This window comes from Oceanisphaera sp. IT1-181, from assembly GCF_033807535.1.
In the GTDB taxonomy this organism is placed as follows: domain Bacteria; phylum Pseudomonadota; class Gammaproteobacteria; order Enterobacterales; family Aeromonadaceae; genus Oceanimonas.
Genome location: NZ_CP136857.1, coordinates 53,514 through 76,661, shown reverse-complemented (window position 1 = coordinate 76,661; position 23,148 = coordinate 53,514). Strand labels below are relative to the sequence as shown.

At 45.5% G+C, this 23,148-nt stretch carries 15 protein-coding genes and 1 pseudogene; all 16 read right to left on the bottom strand.

What is annotated here, in order from left to right:
* Positions 1-49: 49 nt before the first annotated feature.
* A complete protein-coding gene (brxL, locus tag R0134_RS16245; protein ID WP_319784408.1) occupies positions 50-2,326 on the bottom strand; it encodes a protease Lon-related BREX system protein BrxL in 2,277 nt (758 codons plus the stop codon).
* 9 nt (positions 2,327-2,335) lie between these two features.
* Positions 2,336-5,008 (bottom strand): BREX-1 system phosphatase PglZ type A, encoded by a 2,673-nt coding sequence (gene pglZ / locus R0134_RS16240; RefSeq protein ID WP_319784499.1) that lies wholly within the window; start codon positions 5,006-5,008, stop codon positions 2,336-2,338.
* The gene (locus tag R0134_RS16235) at positions 5,008-5,823 is read right to left on the bottom strand and encodes a DUF4435 domain-containing protein (protein WP_319784407.1); all 816 of its coding nucleotides are present in this window, start codon (positions 5,821-5,823) and stop codon (positions 5,008-5,010) included. The genes pglZ and R0134_RS16235 overlap by 1 nt, the downstream gene beginning before the upstream one ends.
* A 2-nt stretch (positions 5,824-5,825) precedes the next feature.
* Positions 5,826-6,887, bottom strand: a complete 1,062-nt coding sequence (locus R0134_RS16230) for an ATP-binding protein (protein WP_319784406.1) — start codon at positions 6,885-6,887, stop codon at positions 5,826-5,828.
* Positions 6,887-10,507, bottom strand: coding sequence for a BREX-1 system adenine-specific DNA-methyltransferase PglX (gene pglX / locus R0134_RS16225; protein WP_319784405.1), 3,621 nt, complete (start codon positions 10,505-10,507; stop codon positions 6,887-6,889). The genes R0134_RS16230 and pglX overlap by 1 nt, the downstream gene beginning before the upstream one ends.
* A 13-nt stretch (positions 10,508-10,520) precedes the next feature.
* Positions 10,521-11,279, bottom strand: a complete 759-nt coding sequence (locus tag R0134_RS16220; protein WP_319784404.1) for a hypothetical protein — start codon at positions 11,277-11,279, stop codon at positions 10,521-10,523.
* Between the two features lies 1 nt (position 11,280).
* Positions 11,281-12,435: an AAA family ATPase gene (locus tag R0134_RS16215; RefSeq protein ID WP_319784403.1), complete on the bottom strand. Its 1,155-nt coding sequence runs from the start codon at positions 12,433-12,435 to the stop codon at positions 11,281-11,283.
* A gap of 64 nt (positions 12,436-12,499) precedes the next feature.
* Entirely contained in the window at positions 12,500-16,204 is a 3,705-nt protein-coding gene (gene brxC / locus R0134_RS16210) for a BREX system P-loop protein BrxC (protein ID WP_319784402.1), read from the bottom strand.
* A gap of 62 nt (positions 16,205-16,266) precedes the next feature.
* Positions 16,267-16,860 carry a DUF1788 domain-containing protein gene (locus tag R0134_RS16205; protein ID WP_319784401.1) on the bottom strand — a complete coding sequence of 198 codons (594 nt, stop codon included), beginning with the start codon at positions 16,858-16,860 and terminating at the stop codon, positions 16,267-16,269.
* Positions 16,857-17,456 (bottom strand): DUF1819 family protein, encoded by a 600-nt coding sequence (locus R0134_RS16200; protein ID WP_319784400.1) that lies wholly within the window; start codon positions 17,454-17,456, stop codon positions 16,857-16,859. The genes R0134_RS16205 and R0134_RS16200 overlap by 4 nt, the downstream gene beginning before the upstream one ends.
* Before the next feature lie 369 nt (positions 17,457-17,825).
* Entirely contained in the window at positions 17,826-18,215 is a 390-nt protein-coding gene (locus R0134_RS16195; protein WP_319784399.1) for a hypothetical protein, read from the bottom strand.
* Positions 18,216-18,596: 381 nt separating this feature from the next.
* Positions 18,597-19,778: a ParB/RepB/Spo0J family partition protein gene (locus R0134_RS16190; protein WP_319784498.1), complete on the bottom strand. Its 1,182-nt coding sequence runs from the start codon at positions 19,776-19,778 to the stop codon at positions 18,597-18,599.
* Between the two features lie 11 nt (positions 19,779-19,789).
* Positions 19,790-21,028, bottom strand: coding sequence for a ParA family protein (locus R0134_RS16185; protein WP_319784497.1), 1,239 nt, complete (start codon positions 21,026-21,028; stop codon positions 19,790-19,792).
* Positions 21,029-21,609: 581 nt separating this feature from the next.
* The gene (locus tag R0134_RS16180) at positions 21,610-21,762 is read right to left on the bottom strand and encodes a hypothetical protein (protein WP_319784496.1); all 153 of its coding nucleotides are present in this window, start codon (positions 21,760-21,762) and stop codon (positions 21,610-21,612) included.
* 58 nt (positions 21,763-21,820) lie between these two features.
* Positions 21,821-22,009, bottom strand: a complete 189-nt coding sequence (locus R0134_RS16175; RefSeq protein ID WP_319784495.1) for a hypothetical protein — start codon at positions 22,007-22,009, stop codon at positions 21,821-21,823.
* Positions 22,010-22,127: 118 nt separating this feature from the next.
* Positions 22,128-22,515: pseudogene (locus R0134_RS16170) on the bottom strand (transposase); the annotation flags it as partial.
* Between the last annotated feature and the right edge of the window lie 633 nt (positions 22,516-23,148).

Sequence of the window (23,148 nt, the reverse complement as noted above, 5' to 3'; positions counted from 1 at the left end):
TACGATCAAGTTGCATGTTTCGCCTGCAACAAGCGGTGCATTCATTTTGCTACTGCACACCCAGCGCTTTAAACACCGCGTCTACTGGATCTGCGTAGAAGCTGATTTGGAACTTTGAGAATAGCTCTGCGGGTACAGTTGGAATGTCGGAGGCAGATGCCATGGGTAGTAATACTTTGCGTCCGCCGCTGTCCATCGCCATTTGCAAGCTGCCTGCTAGGTCTGATACTGGGTTTACCACGCCGCCTAAGCTCATATCACCTAACACCACCATTTGCTCTTGTACTGGCTTATTCATTAATACAGAACAAAATGATACCAATGCCGCTAGGCTGGTAGTGGTACTGGGGCCGGTGTTATGGAGCTCAACCACATGTAGATGATACTCACGATCAGTAAAGCGGGCGGATGCGCTAATGCGATTTAGGTTGCCTCTAAAATAGTCAAAACCTACCCGTATTGCTTCTTTGGCGGGCGTGTTTGAGCCTAAGCCAGAGGTAGAGTGCTTGCCATTGCCTGGCGTCATTTGTGTTTCAAAGCGGTATAAACCCAATTGGCCAGATGTAGCGCCCTTGGTGACCATGTGCACCACGCCGGGTTTGCCTAACCCTTCTGGGATCAAGCTACTGCCACCTTGTTCGGGCACATTCACAAAAAACTCTTCTAGGCTGTCGTTGTCGATGTAACTAAAGTGCACATCGAAAAACTCCATGCCGCCCAGCTTCTTCAGCTGCTCTTTAACCCGTCGGCGAGTTTCTAACGCGTAAGTAAGGCAAGCTCGCACGTCTTCTTTGGTAAAGTTACTGTCTGGATGTAACAGTTTTAATAAGCCAGATACGGTACGGCGTACGCCTATCACGTCTCTTTGGTTAAGGTTGTTGCCCATCTTAAAGAAACGACCGATGGCATCAGCAAAAGTGCGCTTGCGCATCTCACGCATGTACTCGGCTAAATAGTCAGTGATCAAGCCGTAGCGATCGGTAAAGAACTCCGGGCGCATTTTCGGGATTTCCCAGCCGGGAATATAAGCATGAAAACGGTCAAAAAAGGCAGTGTCTATCATGGCGTCAGGAAAGGGCGCTAACAGGTGACTGGTTTTAACCAAGGTTTCTACACTTTGGTTAATGTTACCTACGAACACCATGGATGCTTTAGCTTCAATAGAATCACGTCCACGGGCGAATGAGCCCGAGGCCATGTAGTCTTTCATGATCTGAATGCCGTCTTTATCTTTAAAGTTAATGCCGGCTACTTCATCAAACGCCACCACGTCCCACATGCCGACTAAGCCCACTTGGCGAGAGCTCATGTTATAGAAGAGGTTAGCCACCGTGGTTTGGCCGCCAGAGACCAGCAAAGAGTTAGGGGAGCACTCTTTATAGACGTGACTCTTACCAGTGCCGCGGGGGCCAAGCTCACATACGTTATAGTTGTTTTCAACAAAGGGGATCATCCGCGCGATTAGGTGCCACTTAGTGCGCTGATCCAGATTAGTGGGCTCCATGCCAATAGAGCGAAGCAAAACGTCCATCCATTGGTCGGTATTAAACTGAGCGCGGCCGGTAAATATTTCGTCCATATTCATGGACGGCATTTGAATGGGCTTTAAGTTTAAAATTGAAAACGGTGAGGTCTTTTGGCCCTCTTCAAAAAAATACTGCACCGTGATCATGCACCAGATGCCGCCGGTCAATAGCTTTTCATTGTCACTCACAATGTTGGTCGGCACTAAGGCATCTTTAATGCCGAGGTTAGATAGCATAGCCTCGTAAACGTCTTTTTTCTGATTAAGCCTCACACCTACTTTGTCGATGATTTTAAACGAGCCGCGTTCACGAATAATCGACTTAATCTTTTCGGCTTCATCGGGGCGTACGTAGTTTTCAGCCAAGATCCGTTTTACGTTTTCTAAGCCTGTGGCAACCACCTCATCATCGTCAGACGCGCAGTACATGCCTAACAAATACTCCAGTACGTACACGGGAACGTTAGCGCCTTCTTTCAGCTGCTTAGTGAGATCTTTACGTACCACACGGCCTTTAAAGTGCGTATTCAGCAAGTCATCTAAGTCGTGGGCTTGCAGTGCTTTTATTTCTTCTTTAACTAGATTTGAAGGTGGTGCTAAATCTGCGTTATCGATGCCAGGCGCTACTTCATCATAATGGTTAGTACCATCAGCATAAGGTTGAGTATGAACATGCATGTTCTCAACATAAATTTGTTGAGTAATGGCGGCATCAGTCTCTAGAGACTGTTGCTCATCGTTACTCTGCCATTCGCCTTCTTGAGGTACAGAATGGCTGTGCTGGGAATCATCTTGGTTCATGTTCACACCTTAAAAAAAGTCATCTTGAAACGCCAAATCTATAGTTACCGCATACTGGTTATAGCGAGTACGGGTCGCGGTATTTTCTAACACCAAGGTATAAGCGGCGTTGCGATCAAACTGTGCGCCAATCAGCTTAAGTCGAGCTACACGGACGCGGTCGTCCATGGCCTTACTGATACTATCAAAATTCAGCGTTTCACGGCTGGATACGGTATTACCCGCGGGGTCCACAATAAACACATCAAGCTGGCGGGCCACGGTGCGCTCACTCACCGGATCGGTTTGAATGAAACGGATCTTATCAATACTGTTCACCAGCTTAATGGGTTGGGTGGCTACTACCACGCCCACCGGCTGCTTCTCGTGCTTGGCCACTTGTTCTTTTTGTAACTCACGTACCTGCAATACCGGCACACAGACCTCTTGTGGCATGGCGCCACCGTGCACAAACTTAGCCCCGCCCACAAAGTGAAAGCGCTGTACGCCTTTTGGCAATATAAACTCAGTATTAGGCAAGTGGCTGCTTAGTTCCGTATTTCGCGACTTGGCAGTTGAAACCTTGATTTCACCTTTCCAACAAACGTGACCGGCGGTTAACTGCTCACCAATGATATAACGCTTCTTCGCTTCAATGGCGCCCTCGGCTTTATGCTGCAGCACGGTTTTATCGGCGGCTGCCAAAGCTTGCTGTTGAAACAAAAAACCATGGTCGGCGGTAATTAAGACTCGGCTACCATTCAGGCGATTGATCACCCGACCCACTAAGTCTTTGAGCTCATTAATGGCAGCGCGGCAGGCTTCAAACGTTTTATCTTCGGTAGCGCCTTTGTCACCAATAGCATCTATGGTGTCGTGATAGATATACACCACAGCCGCGTCTTTTACTTTTTCGCGACCTTCTTGGTTAGTCCAGCGCATTAGCTCCCTAGCGGTCACGGCTAAGCCATTTACTTTTTGTAGAATGGCATGGCGATTCTCGATACCGCTGGTCGATTGGCCGTCAGCATACACAATGGCACTTTGATCGCTGGCGGCTCTATAGCTTAACTCTTGATGGGGCAATAACGCCGCCATGCCCAGTTGGGTATAGCTGGGTAATACGCCAAGTTGCGTGCTTAAGTCGGCTTTAAACCGGCGTTCATTATTAATGCTGGTGCTTAGCTCGTGAGCCACTTCATAACGCAAGGCATCAGAGATCACCACAAACACCCGCTTAATTTGCGTGGTGTTAAATAGACTTTGTACTTCTCGTTGATAAAAGCTTTGTTGAGCGGGCACGCCAGGCAGTTGCCAAGTAGTCAGCTGCGAGTCGTCACCGGATGTATTGGTGGCACACAAATCTTTTGCCAATAGTCCATCCCACGCCAAGCTCAGCTCATAGAGGTACCAGGTGGTATATAAGCTTTCTACTTCGTCATCGAGCTGGCGCAAAATGTCGGCACCTTTGCTTTGTACTGAATGCACATGCTCATTAAAGTTTCGATAAGCCTGATCAAACTGATAAAGCTCTTCGGTATAAGCCTGATACATGGCCGCGGCAGACTGATAATGAAAGCCATCAACATAGCGTTGGCGTAAATGCAGCAATACTTCCGCGGCTCGCAGTGCCTCATAGATAGCCCGATATTCAGCACGAGACATTACCCAGTGGCTGGCCATGCGCCGCGATAACATACGTTCGAACAAAACTTTATCCAGTTGTTGGCTAGTATCCAGTAATTCCAGTACTAAGCCGCGGATCATGCTTTGTTCAATGGCTTCAAAGGTTTCACACTCCAAAAGCTCTAGCGGCTGATAAGCCAGACTATGGCGGCCAATCTCTAACTCCTGCTCCAGCATCTTGGCAATTTGTTCATAGCTGGCAGAAAACTGTCGGCTATCCCGCCAACTGCTCATAAATGCCAAGGCGGTAGAGCGGCAAGACGCCGATGCTAATACGTTGTTGCGCAACCAGTCACGATTGGCGTTTTCAAGATGACTCCAAAATTCAGTGCAAAATAGCTTAAGCACAAAATCATTAATGCTCGGCTTTTCCGCTCGATAACCAAATTCCTGGCCAAGCTCAGTCCACAAGGCATCGGTTAAACCAAATTTGCTTAGCTGCTCAAGCGCCGGTGGCGTGTCCGCCCCTTGACCAAGAGAATCGGCATAATCTTTTAGTAACGACTGTAAGATATCCTTTAACGAAGCTGAATCAGCTTTGGCAACTACGGCGATCATTTTACAGTCTAGCGACTGTTCGTTTTCCGCTTCTGTTACCCATTTTTTAAGGTGCAATCTGCGTTGTTTGTCATTTAAAAACGCTTGGCGTCCATGAATATGAGAGCGCAAGGCCATCAGCGGAATACCCAGCTCGGTGAGTAGCATAGAACTGTGATCGGCAAAAAACTGTTCGCTGTATAAGCGCACGTCTAGTAACCAGTCGTTATCTGGCTCTGGCTCTGCGTGGGGGAAGTACAACAAAAATGCCTGCAGCGGCTCATCTAACTCAATGCGCTTCTTGGTTTGTAAAACCGACAGCTCACTCATGTTCAGCACACAAACATCAAGGCCAGTTATGCCCTCAACCGCAAATTGAGTGGCTTCATCGGTAAACCGTTGCTCGGCGTCGTACCAAAACACGAGGCGACTGTGTTCAAACTTGGCGGCAATGCCTTTGGCCAGTTCACTGGTTTGCATTAAATTAACTCCAGTTTTTGCCATACAGGCTGTAAATCCTCGGGGGCGGGCAGGTTTTTAATAATAGAAAATTGGCGGTGATTTTTGCCTTTTTGGCCCAGCAACTGGTCTAGTGCAGGATCCACTACCTGTTCGTAAAAGCATTTTCCATGAACGAAGAGCGACAGCTTGTCTGATTGCGACTTATTATTTACCTCGGCCATCTTCTCTTGATACAAAGTCCAAATTCGCTCGGGATCTAAATAAACATGCCATTCACGCAAGGTCTCGATAATCGAGCCTTCATCATCAATGTTTTTTGGGTCCAGCAACTTATCTTTAAAGCCTAACGAGCGCAGCCCTTCCCAAAGTGGATTGACCACAGACCATAAAATGCCATGCCTTACCCATTTATCTAAGTCTGTGACCAAGGCTGCGCGCAAGCCGTCTAGGCCATCGATAATTTTTGCTTGCTGCTTGTCGGGTAGGGCTTGCCATAACTCATCGGGATTAATGAGATAGTTCTCAATGCAATAGCGTGGCAAAAACAGTAAGTTTTGATACTGATGACTAAGCTCGGTGATTTTGTCTTCTTGCCAATCATCTCGGTCTACCAAGCCAACCCAGTTCGTTTCTTGCTTGATAATTTCGACCACATTCTTCTTGCTGCCCGCTGGTGCAATTACCCATTTTTGCGACCAGTTGGAGTTAACTCTCGACATTAACAGCTCAAAGCTATGCACATCGTCACTGCCCTCTACCACGAACACTCGCTTCTGTGAGGCACCAATTTTTTGTTCTTTAATGTTTTTTATTATCGTATTGATGGAGGCCATGCTTATTCCTCACTGGCGTTGAGTTCGATGCGTATGCCGAGGCTTTCGTAGCGTCGCCACACATCAACCGAATGCGAGGTAATAATCAACTGGCCACCTAACTTGAGCGTGGTTTGTTCAAGGGCATCCAGTAGCGGATTAACTAAAGAAGGATGCAAATACAGATCAGGTTCATCGATTAGCACTATGCCGCCGGGCTGCACCCAGCGATGTAGCAGATATAAAATAATTAATACCTGATGCTCACCAGCACTGAGTTCATCAATGCCGTGATGCACGCCTCGTGCGTTCTTAATTTTAACCCGCAGCCTGCTTTCACCGGGTTTAATATCAGGGTCAATTTCTTTGCCCATTAAAAAGTGATTTAAACCGCGGATCACCTCATGGTATTTATGTAACTGGGTGGTTTTTAGGTTGATCAAGGAGGCTTCCAGCTGGCCTTTCCAATCGTCGGTCACTACATATTTAGTTAACCAGCGCTGGGTTAATAGATCCGGCAAGGGCTCCGAGATATTTTTCTTCGGCGTCACCCAACGGCGCTCTTCGGCATCCAAATACATTAAGTTAGGCGCAGACACTTTTTCGGCGGACAAAATAAGTTGCCGATGTTTGTGTGACCAGTCATCCACCCAAGACCCTTTAGGCAGATACAAGGCTCTTCTTGGCTGTCCTGGTTTACCCGTTCTGGCAACCGACTCGCCAATCCATGCCACATCTGGCAGCTGTTGCTGCATTTTTTCACACCATTCCATGGTGCCAAAGATAAGGCCGACTTTGCCCTGACAAATGCCATCTATGTCAGTTAAGACTACCGCCAAGCCATCCCAACTTTGCAGCCATTTACGGGAGTCGTGTTTTTGTGGCAGCACTTTTCGCTGAGCGAGCCAGTAAGCTAACGCCTCCCACAATTTAGCGATGCCGCGTAGCACGGTAGACTTACCGCAGCCGTTTGGGCCGGTCAGTAACACCCGTGACTCTACCTCTCCTGTCCAATCATTGTCGAAAGAGAGTTCGCCATCTTTGAGCGGACCGACGGCTTGACTGTATATGGCACTAATTCTCATTACTTCACCTTGGGTGCTGAGCCGGTAATGTCTTTGACGTTGGCCAGCAGATCGCCGAATTTACCGTAGTTTACCTTTACACCGTCATCTAAATCTATGCTGATGCGCATGTCAGCGTAGTGCTTGAGCTTGTCGTCAAACTCCCGTAGCTCGACCTGTTTTTTCTGCAAGGCGACCAGTTCTTTTTTCAGACTGTTGGCTTCTGCGGTAGAGCTGGCGTTTTCGATCTGTTTATCTAACTGCCCGGTATAAGCGTCATATTTACCCAGCAGTGGGCTAACATACTCGGTACGCATCCGCGCTAATGTGCCTTCGTTATAACGGTGTAAATACACCAGGCACTCAAAGGCTTTTTCTTTGCCAGAGCTAAACAGCCAGTAAATAGGGCGCTTCTTATAGGTCTTTAAATGGTCTTTATAGAACTGGGTCGACAGATAACGGCGAATCGTCTCTAGTGATGACTCATTTTTTCGCGGTTTAATGGCGTGTAAGCACAGCGACTCGGCGACAAAGTCGAGGTTTTGCTGCAGATGCTCTTCTGCCCACGCTGTGCGCACAAAATCGCGGAATAGGTTAGTGGCATCGTCTTTAAACCATTCTTGATCAGTAAACGGAATAATACCGTCTTCATCGGCAGGAAAAGTTTGATAATTATCATCGGCGACAAGTTTATCAAAGCCTTCATTACCAGCATGGGCATAAATTAAGCCTTCATGATCCAGAGAATAGCGGCCCATCATGCAGCCAATGGCGTAGCTAATTAGTTTGGATATACTATCACTCCTATAACAGTCTGCACTTCTATCTTGAAAAATAAAAATAGGATTGCAATACATAGTTATATCTTTAACTGTCAAATTAGGAAGAAAGTCAGGAGTTAGGCTGTAAACATTATTAACTTTATTGTTTATCTCTAACTCTAGATTCAATGCTACACCTACTCTATTATCAGCTAACTTAACAATCTCATCAAAAGCATATTCTAATTTTATTTTGTTTTTTATTTTTATTATATTATTAACTTTGAATTCTAAGGAAAGCTCTGACTCGTCCCAGTCCTCTTTGTGTATTTCAACTAGTTTTTTAGCTTCATCTGAAACAAAAATATCTTTGTACGGCACAGAAATAACATCAATCAAATTTATCATAATGGTGGGATTAAGGGTGTTTAGTATCATACGGCCATAGCTAGAATTCAAAACAGCAGTAATTTTATATAAGTTTTCTATATCATTCGGAAATATTGCTAAGCCTTTGCTATCAAACGTTGTGTTTTTCGGTAGAAGCCTAAATCCAGTTCCATCAGTAGCTACAGGCGACCAAGTTATCCCTTTCTTATACCATTGATTTTCTGATATGATTCGTCCGGACGGGTGTTTTTTGTAATAATCTCTAGCTTCTATTGACCAGTTGATAACATTCTCGAGATTACCATACCATTTTCTAAAACTGCCACCTTTTGAGTACAACAACCATTTATTACCTACCCCAATACTTTTCCCGTTGATTTCCCAATGAAAGCGTAAAAACCGTTCATTGTCGGAGGTAATGTTTTTACCTTCAACATTTGCTACGTCACCAATTTTTAACGAGTTAAAGCTCTCGACAATAGATGTATCTAACCAGTATGCAATTGGACACCCATCTATTTTATTAAATTGACTTTGATTTTTTAATAGTGGTTTACACCATCTATTTAGTAGTCTATTTTTCTTATCCTCTTCATTCCCATCAATAAGTCTGAAATAAGTTGATTGATAGTTCGCTTTTAATGTATTTTCAATTACCCAAGCAGTTGTTTGAACAACGTCTCCAGATATTTGGCTGAACGCTCTGGTACCTAAATGAATCATGGAAATAATAGTTTTTTCATTTATCATCCACTCTCTTAAGTTTTTGTATGTCGGTAAAAACATCCAAGACTGCATATTAATTTGCGCGTTAAAGCCAAGAGGCTTAAGCAAACTAAAAGCATGCTCCATAAAGATGGCGAACAGATCAGATTTACTATTGGGGTAGACTTTAGCCGCAAACTTTTTCAATTCGGCATTCATACCATTACTGCCCATATAGGGCGGATTAGCGATCACCGCATCGTAGCGCTGGGCGAGCAGCCAAGCTTGATGAATAAAAGGCAGCAGCGTGTTGGCGGCAGGTTTTTGCATAACATCGCCATTCTCTGCCAGCTGTTGTAGGTCGGTCAGCAAGGCTGCTAGCTCATCCGCTTCTTCTGCTGGCACGTTAATTAAAGAGCCGAAGGTTTTGGCTTGTTCAAAGCGCTCTAATGTCTTTCTTACGAGTGCATATCGGCTGTCTTCTTGCCCAAGGCTAGTCTGCGCTTCTTCAAATAAGCCCATAGAGACGCCTTGGTCCCAGCTGCTGGTGAGGTTGAGCTCTGTTAGTAGCTTATCGGCAGCCAAATGATCACTTTGCTGCATTGAGAGTACGTTCAGCTTAAGGGCACCGCCTTTAGTGCTGCTGCGCTCAAAGATGCGTCTGTCGTCTTGGCGGGCCATCATCATTAACGAAAATCCCGACAGTTGCGCGGCGCGATCGTCGATGTCGATACCGAACAAGTTGTTTTCTAAAATCAGCAGCGGAATGTCACGACTACGATAACCGCGGTCTTCGTAAATCGCCTTCAGTACGTTATAGGCTTCAATCAAGATGTGGCCAGAACCACAAGCCGGATCCAGTACCTTGATGCTTTCTGGCGCTATGGTATCGGGCGTGTTGGCTTGAATGGCGGCTAGTACTTCTTCAGGTTGTTCGCCGGGCTCTATGTAATATTCCAAATCCGCTTTAATACTGGAGTCAGGATAGGTTTGCAGCCAATGGCGGCCGACCGAGTTTTGTACTAAATATTTTACAATCCAGTTGGGCGTAAATAGCTGTGTAGCGGCGGGGATGTCTTCGCTTTTAACGACTTTTCCCATCACTTGATCTTTTTTCTCGGAGATATAAAACTGATACAACCAACCGATCACTTCTACCTGTTCCCAATCTTCTTCGGGAATGTCGTCTACTAAGCCGCGCAATACCGAGTCGGTGCGGGTCAGATTATCGGGCAGCAAGAGCTCTGAACCATCGTCTAGGGCATCAAATAAAAACGGCATGGCTTGGTGTAACTTGTGGCACTGGCCCAGTAACAGCATGCGGTATAAGGCTTCATCTTTATTACCGGCTAACTTTAGCTCGATCACTTGCTCGCGGTTTAAGTCGAGCTCGGTGGCGGCTTCTTCTGCGTGGTCGAGAATTTCAAAACCGCTGGCGTTTTGTGGATGAGACAAGACCCGCAAACCGTGGCCAAGATAGTCTTTTAGCTCCATGTAGCGAATAGCACACAAACGGTTAAACCAAGTGTAAGCCATGTGCTCAACTAATGCGACAAAGCCTTGCTGCTCGGCTTGGGTAACAAGCTTGCGGCGCAACGGGGCCAGACTGGCTTCAAAGCTGTTACCGGCCACCTGCATAATTGAGCCGGTAACCGTGGCTTCTGCCAGTTCTAGCTCCCCTTTTTTATTAGCATCTATGCCTAGCTGGTTTAAGCGCTTGGCCACTGCCGTCATAAATTCCCGTCGTGCTTGAGGCGCATATTTTTTTATATTATTAGTGTTCATTTTATATCCGTATCTAACTTGGGGTATGGCCGGTAATAGCAGTGACTGCGCGGCAGAGATCGGTGCGCAGTTGGTTAAAGCTCGGCATATCGATGCAAGTGGGATCAATCTCGTCTACTAATTGCAGCAGTTCGTCGCGACCAAAGTCGGGATTATTCAGCAACTTTCCCAGTTGTACCTTGGGTGCGCGGTCTGCGGCTCTATCGTTCCCCGAGAGTGTTTGTTCTAAGGCGGCACAGTGCTGGTAAGGTTCTGGCTTTTTAGCGCAAATTAACCAAGCTTCAGAGGTAGGTTTTGGGATCATGGCGACCCCTTTACCGGCAAACTCGGCAACATTAAAGCCAAAGTTAATCGCTGATACTAATTTACCCTGAAGTTCTTGGTCGTCACGTAACTGGCTGCGGGTGCCATCGGTATCATGAAAGTAAATGGCCAATTGCTGTTCGTTAGCTTGAGCGTGAAAGGCCAGCTCCGCGGCACGTTGGGCGTGCTCTACGTAGCCTTTGGGTATTTTTTTACTGGGCCTGACTCTTTTGCTGATTTTGGCACGTTTGCCTAACTCACTGCCGGAGATAAGCGTGCAAAACTGCTCTGGTTGATGCCAACTAAGCTGCTCACTATTCCACTCGGGAAGTAATAGTTGTAGCTGCTTAAGCAGTAAAGTGGCCAGTGGCCCTATGGCTAAATCAGCGCCGTGGATAATATGTTGGCCCGATTTAGAGCCGCCTAAATCGGTGGGGCCTTCGCCGGTCATAAGTAGCTGCTGCAGCATATTATTGCTCCTGCTGCTCGGCTTCTAAGGCCATGTCGTGTAAGTAAACGTCGAGCATGGCATCGCCCGGTGCCAAGCTTTCTAACTTGTGTGCGGCGGTGGGTAAGTCAAAGAATCGTACCGAACGAGTTTGACCATTGGCTCGCTTGTATAGCAACACCACGGCTTCTTTGGCTATGGCATCGTCTAGGTAGTTGAGCACCATGGGGCTGTGCGTGGTCACGATGATTTGTTTGGGTGATGCCACCAGTGCATCCACGATTTGTTCGGTCACTTCGGGGTTGATGCCGTTTTCTATTTCATCAAACAGCAATGACTCAAGGCTGCTGAACTGCTGGGCTAAAATAGCCAACAAACGCAGTAAGCCATCGTTGATATGGCGCGCTTCAGTTTCTAGTTCGTGCACCCCGCCTTGTGCGGTATGGAACCGCTCAATAATTTCTAATTGGATCCAGCCTGAACGCAGCGCCTTGGTATTAACGGCAATGATCTGCGGATAGTAGTGCTGCAACTGTTCGAGCAACTGTGCTTTTTGTATATCAGTTAATTGATGCACAAACGCCGACAGCTGCTCGCCCCCCATGCCAATGTCGGCACGGTCGGTTTTTCTGACCTTTTCTCGCAACGTCTGGGGGGACAGTAGATCGAGCGAGCGCAGCGCACAAATACGATCTTTTACGGCTTTAAGTTCGTCGCTTAGCAATTCAGGCTTAAGCTGAGAGAGCAAAGAGCCTTGGTATTCAAAAGGAATACTCTCTGTCTTTTCAGCATTTAACTGATAGCGACCATCTTTAAGGCTGAATAATACTTGCTGAGATTGGTCATCTAAACGGATGATCCTCTCGGCAGTACAACACAGCTTGCTGCGGTTAAAGGTGGCTTGCCAACGATAGCGCTGGTTGGCTACTTCCAGATCTACTTCCAACTCTATGTTGCTGCGCTTCACCAAACGCGAGTTTAGGTCTCGGGGTTCCCAGCGACGTATAGCTAACCATTTTTCGACCTCACCCAACATAATGGCACTGGCAAAATCCAGCGCCTGTAATACGGTACTTTTACCGGCACCATTTAGGCCAATCAGACAGGTAAAATGTGCCAGCCTAAGTTCAAACTCAACCAGCGATTTAAAATTGTCTATGTACACCCTTTCAATCATGTTGGGCTCCGGTGGTAATGAGTCATTTGAACGATACAGCGTGAAGGTAACAATAACTTGCGCATCACTTTATCCGCACTCGATCGCCGTCATTTACCGATTGCATCAGCTGCTTACGCAGTGCATTAAGGTAATCGTCCACCTGCTGTTCGGTTTCAATCATATTGCTCGGTGCTAAGTTGGCCGGGATAAAGGTAATGGTGCGCTTTACATAAGGCTGTGGCTGCTTATCCGTACATTCTGGTATGGGTTGCGTGGTGCTGGACATACCCGACGTTGCGCCTGTACCTAAAGTAGGTGTCACGCCCGCGGTGCTGGACGGTGTACTTGCAGCGGCATTAGCAGCCTGCTGTTTGCGTTCTTGTTCCGCTTGCTGCTGGCGCTGAGCTTCAATGTGGCGGTTAATTAATTCAAATGCCTCATCTTCTAGGCCGTCGGCTTCCGCTTGGTTACTCACAATGACCGGTATCGACTCGGTTTTTTCCGCTCGCTGGCGGCACAGCTGTAACGGTCTTAGTGCTTGATTGCTAAGCTCCGCACTGGCCCGCGCTTCAGTTAATGTTTTTTCTACATGGCTGATCCGGCCATCGATACGCTCTAGGGCATGTACGCGTCGTTCTTCCACTAGGCGATGATTAACTCGCTGCACTTGCTCAATTAACGGGTTAATGTGGCGCAATTCACCGTAAGGCTGTGGCAGCTCATAAATGCGCTTAAGCTCTGCCAGTGCTTTGGCCGCAGTTGGCTCTTTGTCTAAGGCGACGACGTTATCTTTAAAGTCACCGTGCAGCGCGCTGGCTAAGTCTTGCCAAGTACTAAACTGACTATTATAAAAATCGTCTAAGTCTTCGAAGTCTTCCGCTAAATCTGCCAGTGCTTCGCCGTCTTCCAGCAAACGGGCAATTAAGCTAAAACTATTGCCTTGACCTAATACACCGGCAATCAGCACTAAGCCGTCTTCTATGTCTTGCTTGCCAGGGAAGTGGCCAGTTTGTGCTTTACTGCGAAAGGATTTTAATTCGTTTTGCCAGTGGCTTAACTCGGCACGAATTAATTCATTGAGCTCTTTTTCACCGGTACCGGTAAATGTTTTAGAGAACAACTCTTTGACTAGGCTCACCGCTTTTTTAAGCTGGCGCTCATCGTGTTGGCGTATTTTGTTTAAACGCAGTTCGCTACGCTTACGCACGCTGGTAAAAAAGTCATACGCCTTATTGAGCGGCAGGTTAGTGCCTTGGCTGGTAAAGCTAATTTTTCCGGCTAGGGCCAAGCGCGCTACTAACAATAAAATATCGTTATCTGGCCAGCCATAAGGACGCTTAGCAAAACGCGCGACCACATCACGCAGATACACGGCCTCGTTGCGTTCCACCTTAAGGCTGATAAATTGCTCGGCTTCTCTCACGGCTTGCGGATTACATTCTTCATCGGCTAAATCTATGCCTAATTGCGCCATATCATCGGCCATCAGTACCGCGCTAATTTCACGCAGTACTTCACCGCTCGCAGGCTGCAGCATATTCAGCTTGGCAAAGGTGTTTTCAATGACATAACGATAAGCTTCTTCGACCATGGCCGGTGCTTGATTGGCTTTAATGGTTAAGCGCGTACCGATGGCGAATACATCAGCTTCAAAGAATAAGGTTTCAAACTCAATGCGTAAGCGCTTCTCACGGGCGATGTTTTCCATCTGCTTTTCGCGCAGCAGGTGTTCGTGCTCGGGGCGTTGACCAGAGTTTTGCTTGAGAAAACGGTCGGTCTGAATAAAAGTACTGAGCTCTCTCCATAACCTGGGCTTATCTGCCAGACGCACTAATACACAACCATCCCCCTCCAGGGTGTGATCGAGGCAGCGCTGGTCTTGCTGAAAGTCATCAAAATGCGCATCCAACGGCGAGGTAACCTTCAGCACTAAATCCTCTAATGAGCTGCCATCTCTTGGGTGACCATTGCAGAAGCGACTGACTTTAAAATCTTGCTTATTAACTGGGTAGCGGTACTGATTAGTACGGCGCAGCACATCTTCAAAAATAAGGTTAGACAGCTTATTCGATAGCTCCGAAGGCTCTACGTCTGTACCACGAATTTCGTTTTCTATTTCTTTTTCTTCGTTAGTTAAGAAGATGTACTCATCGCCATTACGAGATATCAGCAGCTGGCGCTCTAAACGATTAAGGCTTTCTTCAATCTGTTTACGCAGTACAATTTTGTCGGCGTCGATTTGGTCAATGGTTAAAGTCACTAGGTTATCGAGCGTACTTTTCAGTACGTCGACATAGCGGATTAAAAACAGCGTTTTAAAAATATCACCATCAAATGCGGTCAGTGAGTCGTGTTCGCAGGCTTGGTCTATAGTGCGCTGAACCGCGGGCTCTAAGAAGCTTTCGATAGACGAGAAAAAGCTATGAAAGGGGATCAGTATATCGAGATCACGGTCTTTGTATTGCTTAGCTGCCGACTGAAAGGCATCCAGTAACGAACGCTCGCCCATGGCCATGTGTTGCCCAGTTGCACCTTTAGAGCGAATAGACTCAAACACCTTCTGTACCAGTAAGTAGTGATACGGCACAAAGGGGTAGTTATCGACAAACGATTGGGTGTCTGTGTAATTTTTAAGAGAGGCGGTGGTGGTTTTATCAAAAGTAAGCTGATTGCGTAAGATATCGGCTTTTTGCTCGAATATTTTCGCCAAAGCCAATTTTGCCGGCTCGGTTTTTACCAATAGACGTTTTTGGATTACTTCTGATGTATTAGAGCTAGACAACTTAGGTCGAGTCGAGAAACGGGCTTGAATACGCGAAAATTCATCGCCTTCTTTCTTTTTCATGCCACCAATGGCCGCGTCTATATCGGCTTGAGAGGTCACCACTATCCAAGCTTTGCCGCCACAAAAGGTGCCTAAGTCTTCCGCTATGGTTTGCAGCTTCAGCATCATCTGGGTGTTTTTACCAATAAACTGCCCGACCTCATCGGCCATAAACAGTAAGTTTCGCTCGGGGTTCAGTTCAAGATAATCGTTGACCCATTTACAGAAGTTACGAATATCCAGCGGGAAGTTATTTTCTAACTGCTCTACCCAAGCGCGAGCCGACTCTTCACTTTGTTCACTGGCGTGGGCCAAGGCATCGGCCAGCTCGTCACGGTAGAAGTCATACGCATCGCGTTCTTTTTCCCAAGTAGAACTGGTTAAGCGGGTAAACTGCTCTTTAAAAGATGCAAACTGGCCACGTTTATCTAGCTCTCGCTCAAGGTGAGCAATATGCGGAAAATCGGCACAGTATCCGACATATTCGTTAAACACCTTAAGGAACACCTTGAGAATGGCGTTTTCTTGATCGTCGGTGTTGGCGCGTGAGTCAATGTTAAACAAGATCACGTCTGCTGGATGCGAGGCGGCCAGTTGCATATCTGCCAATAGCATTGGATCGGCTATTTTATTTTTGAAAATATCGAAAGCGTGTCTGCCAGAGCCGTCAGAAGCGACGGGTCTATTGGCCAGCAGATAAGACAGAATTTTAAGAAAGTGCGACTTACCCGAACCAAAAAAGCCTGAGATCCATACGCCTATCTTGCCAGACGGCTTGTGGGTACGATCGGTTAACGATGGCGAGTAGGCTTCATAAAAAGAGCGAAAATGACGGTTGAGTTCATTGGTCACTACGTATTCGTCTAACTCTATAAATTCGTTTTCGCTATCTACTTGCTCGGCTTTAACCACGCCGTTAATCTCGCGTACTAAGTCTTTGGCAAACAGCTGTTCAACATTCATATCTGCTCTCTTTTATATTTTATTTTTAGATTTTTATTTGGCTGTAATCGGCTTGGTTTTGATTAGCCGTTCAATATTTTATTACCATCTTCAGGAACCAACTTAAAAGCGCGATAGTAATTGCGAGACTCAATCATACCAAAAGGGTATAAGTCGCGGCCGCTGTATTCACCAGGATAAAATAGCACCAAAGGAGTATGTCCCATCACATCTTGTAGGGCGCTCAATAGCTCGTGCCCCCGCACCAGTGGCCAAGCATTCCCCAAACCCGACACCAATAAAAATTGTAACTTCTCCGGCTGAACTTTTTGCGCGATATACTCGGCTACTTTAGCCTGACTAAGAGGACCGGCCAGGGTTTTTCGTAAACTAGCTAGGCCAGCTTGTTGTTCTCGGGTGCAAGCGCGATCAAATAAGCCTCGTTCGGTCAGCATATCGACCAGTATTTGGAATAAGTTGATGTGCACAAATTGGTAGTTGCGGTTAGTCAGGCGCTCTGTGAGATGTATAAGTTGGCCACGAACAAGCAACTCATACTTAGCGGGATAGTCAAAAACCCAAAAGCCAATCTCATTACCTAAGCCATCATTTTTTAAAAACTTCGCGCACTCAATACGCTCTTGAATAAGATCAAGCCGCGCTTGTAGGGTTTTCATAAAGTGCACTCCATGACGGGCTCTAAGTCTTCACGCTCAAGCTTTTGCAGCCAGCTTTTAACTTCCGGCAGTAAATAGACCGGCTGTAGCTGCTTGCCTCGGGTGCTGTTTAAGTACCCGGCATCGGCCAAAATTTTAATGGCGTTGTTGCCCATTTTTTTGATGCTCGATTCAGAGAACTTTCCTAACTCTGGATGCGCCTGAATACGATATTGATAGAACTCACTCCAAGCGTCAGCATCTAGCGATGGCTGGTATGTGCGCCGTGCATCTGTGATTGTCGTTTTCATAAAATCAACTAACACCGGTGAGTTAAGCAGCAGCGCAAGCAATAGCATCTGAATACATACCCGCTCTTCTGCCTCGACTAACTCTCGCATAAAGTCTGCACCGAGCGGCTCTAGCCGCCAGCGCAGCGTACGAGCATAACGAATAGCCGTTTGTGGTGAGTTTTTTTGCAGAATATTTTGTTCAATAACGGCGTGTTTCCACTGCTCTTCTGAAGGCTGCTGAAGCAGGGTATCTGCCATCACTCGGCTCTCTGAAACCATCAAGCTACCACCAATGATGTCACCTAAATATTCTTTTACATTCATGCCGTTAAGTCTCTTTTAATACGTATTTTCGAATGATATTGGTGATATTGAGTTTAGATTGTTACATTTCGCTGCTTTGTTCCCGTTTACAGATCGCAACAATGTCGCGTTACATGAAGGGTGTATCAACTTTCTAAGAACTTACAGATTGCTATTTTGATATATGAGGCATTCACGTTAATAGATTATGCGCATTAACTTGTCGTGAGTAGCGAGCCTACATGCAAGTTTCAGACAAAGTGTGAATAATATATTTAGCACAATATTTTATGTGTAGGACTCAATGCAGCCATCTTAAATAACGAGTCTTAAGCTTTAACACTCGTTACTGATGGACTAATAGGCACATTTTGAACGCAGGAAAATTCCTCACTCATCATACATCCTACTCTCCAGCACTTCTATTATGAGCTCTGAGTAGGTCATTCCCATTTTTTGGCTCTCATCACGCAGTAAAACCCATGCATCCCAGCTAACCTCAATCGATTTACCAGGAGCTCTACGTCTCGCATTTCTAATCGACTGTTTAAGTTTTCTCCATTGGTCACTATTGAGATATCGTGCAGCCCACTCATTAAGTTGCTCAGCGTCACAACAATAAAACACCCTATCAAGCACATCTTGCGAGACTTCGCCATTATCTCTATCGACTACACTGACATCTAACCATCTAATACCGTCGACTTGTGCTCTACGAGTTAAGTATTTATAGGCAACAAAGTAATCACTTTCTTGGATTATGTAGCGTGGTCTTGTCATGGAGTCTCTAATAAAAAAGTTAAGGTGTCGCTTATTTAAGGCTTAATAGAAAATTTTAGCATAATGTCGATTTTCTCTGCTCTCAGTTAGGCTAAAGCTAGTTTAGTAACATCTACCCCCCTCTTTAGGTTACCAAAGCTATACATATTCCAGCTTTAAAATCCAGGCAGCATAAGATAAGCAGGACAGCCCTAAGGTTAGAAACTGGTATGTAAGTTACTGCTTAGGGGCAGAGGAGCGAGTAAGCGAAGAATCTGTTAACAGTGTTAACAGATTCTTCGCAGGCTGGAACTAACGGCTGCGGCTGTGAAAGTGTTAACACTGTTAACACTTTCACAGCCGCAGATAAAAAGAGTGGCTACCCACCACCCTTCCAAACTACTATTTTCTATTCAAGTATTCGAGAATAAGTTTATCTATGTCTTCTTTTTGATGCTCGGTCATCTTCCGAAAGACAAACTGTACTGAACCATCTTTTAAGACTTTTCGGCCAACATTAACAACATCTCCCTCAAAGAAGGGTGTTGTGTCATATGGCTTACTGTCTTCATCAAGATTAAGCATCGTTTGCACGTCTCTAATCTCACTAAATGCTTTTTTATCTAGCACTTGATTGATTTTTTCCGCTATGCCCAACTGATCCACAAGGTCTGGGTGAGCCAGTAACTCTTGAAGATGAGCAAACGATAAAGCCTGCTCTAAGTGACTTACACTTTCACCGTTACGCTTGGACTCAGTCATAAGTGCTTTCACTATCCTGGATAAACCCACTGTATCAACTGATACAGTTCTAGCGATAGATTCAGGACTTATTTGCTTCACCGCATCCAGCAACTCATCTTGGATGTTAGCTGAAACCGCGAGCTCGTATATTTGTCGTAATCGTGTAATGGTGGGACGACCAATATCAAAACCCGAAGCAAACGATTTGTAAAATATCATTGGTAACACATAAGCACTGATAGCTTGAGTTACTTTGGCTCGGCTAATGCACTCTTCTCTGGCTACATCAGCTTGGCTCATGCCGGCGTCGACCATAGACTGATAACGCCTCCCTTGTTCATATTGAGAAAGAGGCTTATATAGATTACCTACGTCTGATAAATGTTTAGCAACGGTCTGTGTAACCTTGTCTGAATCTGTTACATAAATGAGATAAGGCTGCTTCGCTAAGTGGCATGCGAACCGGCGACGAGAGCCATCAACAACGTCAATCACACCATTTCCCATCATTCTGCCGATAGCAGGATAACTTATTCCATGCTTACGTATTGACGGTAATATGTCATTCAGTGTGAGTGAGTTAAGAGTTTCTTGTATCCGATCGTTTCCCTCAAAAACAGCTGTTTTAGTGAGAATATCCTGAGGTTCAATAATATGCAGTTTGAATTCAGCAGTTTGGCCATTTCCCAAGTTAAGTGAAATCTCCCCTTTACGCGCGGCAGAATCACTCAAGAAGCTATCCTGAACTGACTTCTCAAGAAGCTCAGAAGCACTAATATCGTTACCAGGCAAAAAGGCTTCTCTTTTTTGTTTCTTAGCTTTCATCTCATTGGTTTTCATATTATTTCACCTTAGTTTTTAATACCGTGCAGGGAGAAGTCAGTTATTCCCCAGTAACGCAAAAGTAGGTTCTCTAGCTCATTCAAAAATGCTTCAGTTTCTGACTGCACAGTTTTAAGTGATACTCTGCCTTTAGGGTATTCAGACGCAGAAAACTCGTATATAGAAGCGAGTTGAGTACTACAAAATTTAATTGCTTCCGAGCTGATTAGGTCTGACCCCATCATAAACACATCAAACGAGGCTCTAAATCTTGAAGCAGTGGTCAACTCTGAGCTTGAACGGCGGTTCAACCTTGAAATGAGCAACTTGGTAAAAGCCCAGCCAGGATGACCTGCGGCCTCAAGCCGCGCATATATACGATGTAAGGATCCCAAGTACTTACTGGTAGCGTCCTCATCATTCTGCTGTGCCTGAACAGGGATGATGCAAGCATTAGCCGCGTATAAAGCATTCATAACTTTAAAGTCAATGCTTGGCCCAGTATCGATAAATATGATGTCATACTGGTCTTCGACAGCATCAACAACTTTTCGTAATTTATCGTATGGATTGAAATCAGAGCCTTGTGTGGATGTTTGCTCTTGAAGATACAGCTCTATGTAGTTGTCATTTACATCAGCAGGTAACAAGTCAAGATTCGGTATGTTTGTCTTTTTAAATGCCGCTTTACATACATCATTAAAAGTCTGTCCGGGCTGAAGCTCATACCCTTCGGTCATAAGATCGCCAAACGTTAGTTCATTATCAGCATCAAAACTCGGCGCAAGATACATGGTTCCAGTGCCCTGAGGATCACAGTCAATCAGCGCTACCCTATAGCCGCTTTTCAGCTGAGTAGCCATTCCCGTTGATGCCATTACGGCAGTCTGAGTTTTACCGGAACCACCTTTGAGATTGCTGATAGCGATGACTAAAGGTTTCGCATTATCCGGCCGCACAATCAGCTGATCATGAAAAATGACTTTTCTTAGTTTCATCAACTCAGGGAGTGTAATCGACCAGCGATAGCCCCCATCTTTTGGATCTATACCAAGCTCGCTACAGCGCTTATTGAGAGTCCTAGTGTTAATTTGTAGGTCTTCTAGGGCCTCAGCTTGATTATAACGCCGATATTCTTTGCCATTGGGAGCGTCTCCGCCATCCGCCAAACCACTTCTTCTGCGCTTGGCCATAGATTCTGCAACTGTAGCCAAGATCTCCAAATTTCTTAACGTGTCCCGCGCTTTTGTAATCTGGGGATTTGCCATCTTATCTCTCCGATAATGAGCCACGCTTCCACTAAGAGTCGTAGTAGAAGTAACGCTATAAGAATTCATTATATACAACAAAAAACAAACCGTACAACAAAAAACGATGTACACAACATTTACAGATGAAGAAGCGGATATTTATGCTCACATAGTAGAGGCGGAGACGAACAAAATTCAAAACAATGAATTAACTTACGGATCATACTCCGAGTATGTAGAAGGACTTTTGCGTTAAGTAATTGAAGCTCACCCAGCTAAAGCAATGTGATTCTTGTCGTCAACGGTTTATGCATGGTGATGTAAATCAAGGTAGTCTCCTAAAACCTCTGACAAGCATTAAGGTGTCAGTACTCCCTACCGCCACCACTTATTTAAACTGCTAGCTTTAACCTTATCAATCCCCTCATATGAGCCGCGCCACACCTGAGTTTGAGAGTAACAACAGCAAGAAATGACGAAACTCTCGGTGGTACTGCGTAACTTAGAAAATGGCCTATCCCTAGGCATAATGCTGCCTCAGCTGATTTCGGGGGTTAGTGCATATTTAGGTTATGCGGCTAACATGACGCGATCTGCTATTAAAATGAGGGGATTACTAAGAGCTTTAACCCCTCTTTGTGGATATTGATGGCATTGTGGTCGCGGTCGAGATTGGCTCCACAAGCACAAGACCAGCTTCTGATCGCCAGTGACCATGTACATGAGTACAACAAGCCACATTCATTACACATCTTGCTCGACGGGAATCACTGGTCAATCACGGAGAGTGTTCGCCCATACCAGTCCGCCTTATACGCCTCTCGCTATCTCACCAAAATTAGCATCGTGAAGGTGCTTAGCGAGCCGTCGGTTTTTAACCATTTTTTTGACTCGTAATGACTCAATACTTATCACTTGGTTTTCGTTTATAAGTGTCCATGTCATTTTATAGGTCATGTCTTGCCGTGAGTTCGCCATTTTTTCGTGGTTCTTCGCCACTGCCCTCTTTTGTTTAATGAAGTTGTGAGAGCCTTTTTTTAGCCAGTTTTCGTTGTGCCTTAGCCAGCTTTTTGGCGTATTTCTGGGTGAGTCACGGGTTATTAAACCGTGACCGTCTGAGCAAATCGCTATCAGGCACACTTTCTAGACTCACTCCAGCAGCAATGAATTTATGAGTACGAAAATCAACAGCCAAGTGTAATTTACGCCAAGTACGGCGCTGGCTCTTGCCGTGTTTACACCGTTTTGATTCGCCTTCGCCAAAGACTTTGAGCCCGCTTACAGAGGCTGCTGTAACTCGGTGACGTGAGGGGGACGTTCATCAACTGAAAGATGGAGTTGATGAACCCTTCTAAAGCTCGAAACGGCAAGCCAAAGAAGGCCTTCAGCATCAGCGCCGTTTCGGTAGTGCTATCGCTACGACCGCGACGACCATGATGCTCACCGCAGTACTACTGATCGATAACCTGCTTATCCACTTAGATGGTACGGGAACCACGATTGATTAAGGCTCGATTGTCCTACCGCCAGTTGTTGATATTGTGTCACGCTTCTCCCATCTCTCTGCTCCAGAGCCCCTCTCTTGATAGCTCGGAACACGGGAGAGTCAGATAGTTCTCTGATTTAGTAACACAACACGGTTTCAACTTCTAAACGATAACGTCTATTTTATTTTCAATACACTACCATTTTAAATTGCATCATATTTAGATAGTGAGTTGTTGTTGATAGAGTGAGAATGATCCCTCTAGTTTTTTAATGATTATTTGATTCATGTAACTATAAAATGTCATTTAATTAAATTGCACGATCACAAACCCTATACGAAGTAATTAATCGGCCATAACAGGTGTGAAAACATCGTTTTCATCGTCAACACTGCCATGTCATACGGCCTAAACCTTACAAATTAGTTACTATGGATCGCCTGTATAGGTTAGATGAAACAAGATGCGATATATTAATATTTAGCCACGCCACTTTCATTTAAAATCATGAGGGGCAGCCCACACTATCATTTTATCATCAAATCTTTTATTTTCATTAAAAACAACGATGGAACTAACATTCCTACATCATATAAACTTACTTGCTAGATGTCGATTAAAGGTGATTACGAACGAAACCTTAAACTTATA

Coding starts and splice junctions, on each gene's coding strand:
- brxL (WP_319784408.1), bottom strand. CDS start 2,326: ATGAACCAAGATGATTCCCAGCACAGCCATTCTGTACCTCAAGAAGGC.
- pglZ (WP_319784499.1), bottom strand. CDS start 5,008: ATGCAAACCAGTGAACTGGCCAAAGGCATTGCCGCCAAGTTTGAACAC.
- R0134_RS16235 (WP_319784407.1), bottom strand. CDS start 5,823: ATGGCCTCCATCAATACGATAATAAAAAACATTAAAGAACAAAAAATT.
- R0134_RS16230 (WP_319784406.1), bottom strand. CDS start 6,887: ATGAGAATTAGTGCCATATACAGTCAAGCCGTCGGTCCGCTCAAAGAT.
- pglX (WP_319784405.1), bottom strand. CDS start 10,507: ATGAACACTAATAATATAAAAAAATATGCGCCTCAAGCACGACGGGAA.
- R0134_RS16220 (WP_319784404.1), bottom strand. CDS start 11,279: ATGCTGCAGCAGCTACTTATGACCGGCGAAGGCCCCACCGATTTAGGC.
- R0134_RS16215 (WP_319784403.1), bottom strand. CDS start 12,435: ATGATTGAAAGGGTGTACATAGACAATTTTAAATCGCTGGTTGAGTTT.
- brxC (WP_319784402.1), bottom strand. CDS start 16,204: ATGAATGTTGAACAGCTGTTTGCCAAAGACTTAGTACGCGAGATTAAC.
- R0134_RS16205 (WP_319784401.1), bottom strand. CDS start 16,860: ATGAAAACCCTACAAGCGCGGCTTGATCTTATTCAAGAGCGTATTGAG.
- R0134_RS16200 (WP_319784400.1), bottom strand. CDS start 17,456: ATGAATGTAAAAGAATATTTAGGTGACATCATTGGTGGTAGCTTGATG.
- R0134_RS16195 (WP_319784399.1), bottom strand. CDS start 18,215: ATGACAAGACCACGCTACATAATCCAAGAAAGTGATTACTTTGTTGCC.
- R0134_RS16190 (WP_319784498.1), bottom strand. CDS start 19,778: ATGAAAACCAATGAGATGAAAGCTAAGAAACAAAAAAGAGAAGCCTTT.
- R0134_RS16185 (WP_319784497.1), bottom strand. CDS start 21,028: ATGGCAAATCCCCAGATTACAAAAGCGCGGGACACGTTAAGAAATTTG.
- R0134_RS16180 (WP_319784496.1), bottom strand. CDS start 21,762: ATGTGTAATGAATGTGGCTTGTTGTACTCATGTACATGGTCACTGGCG.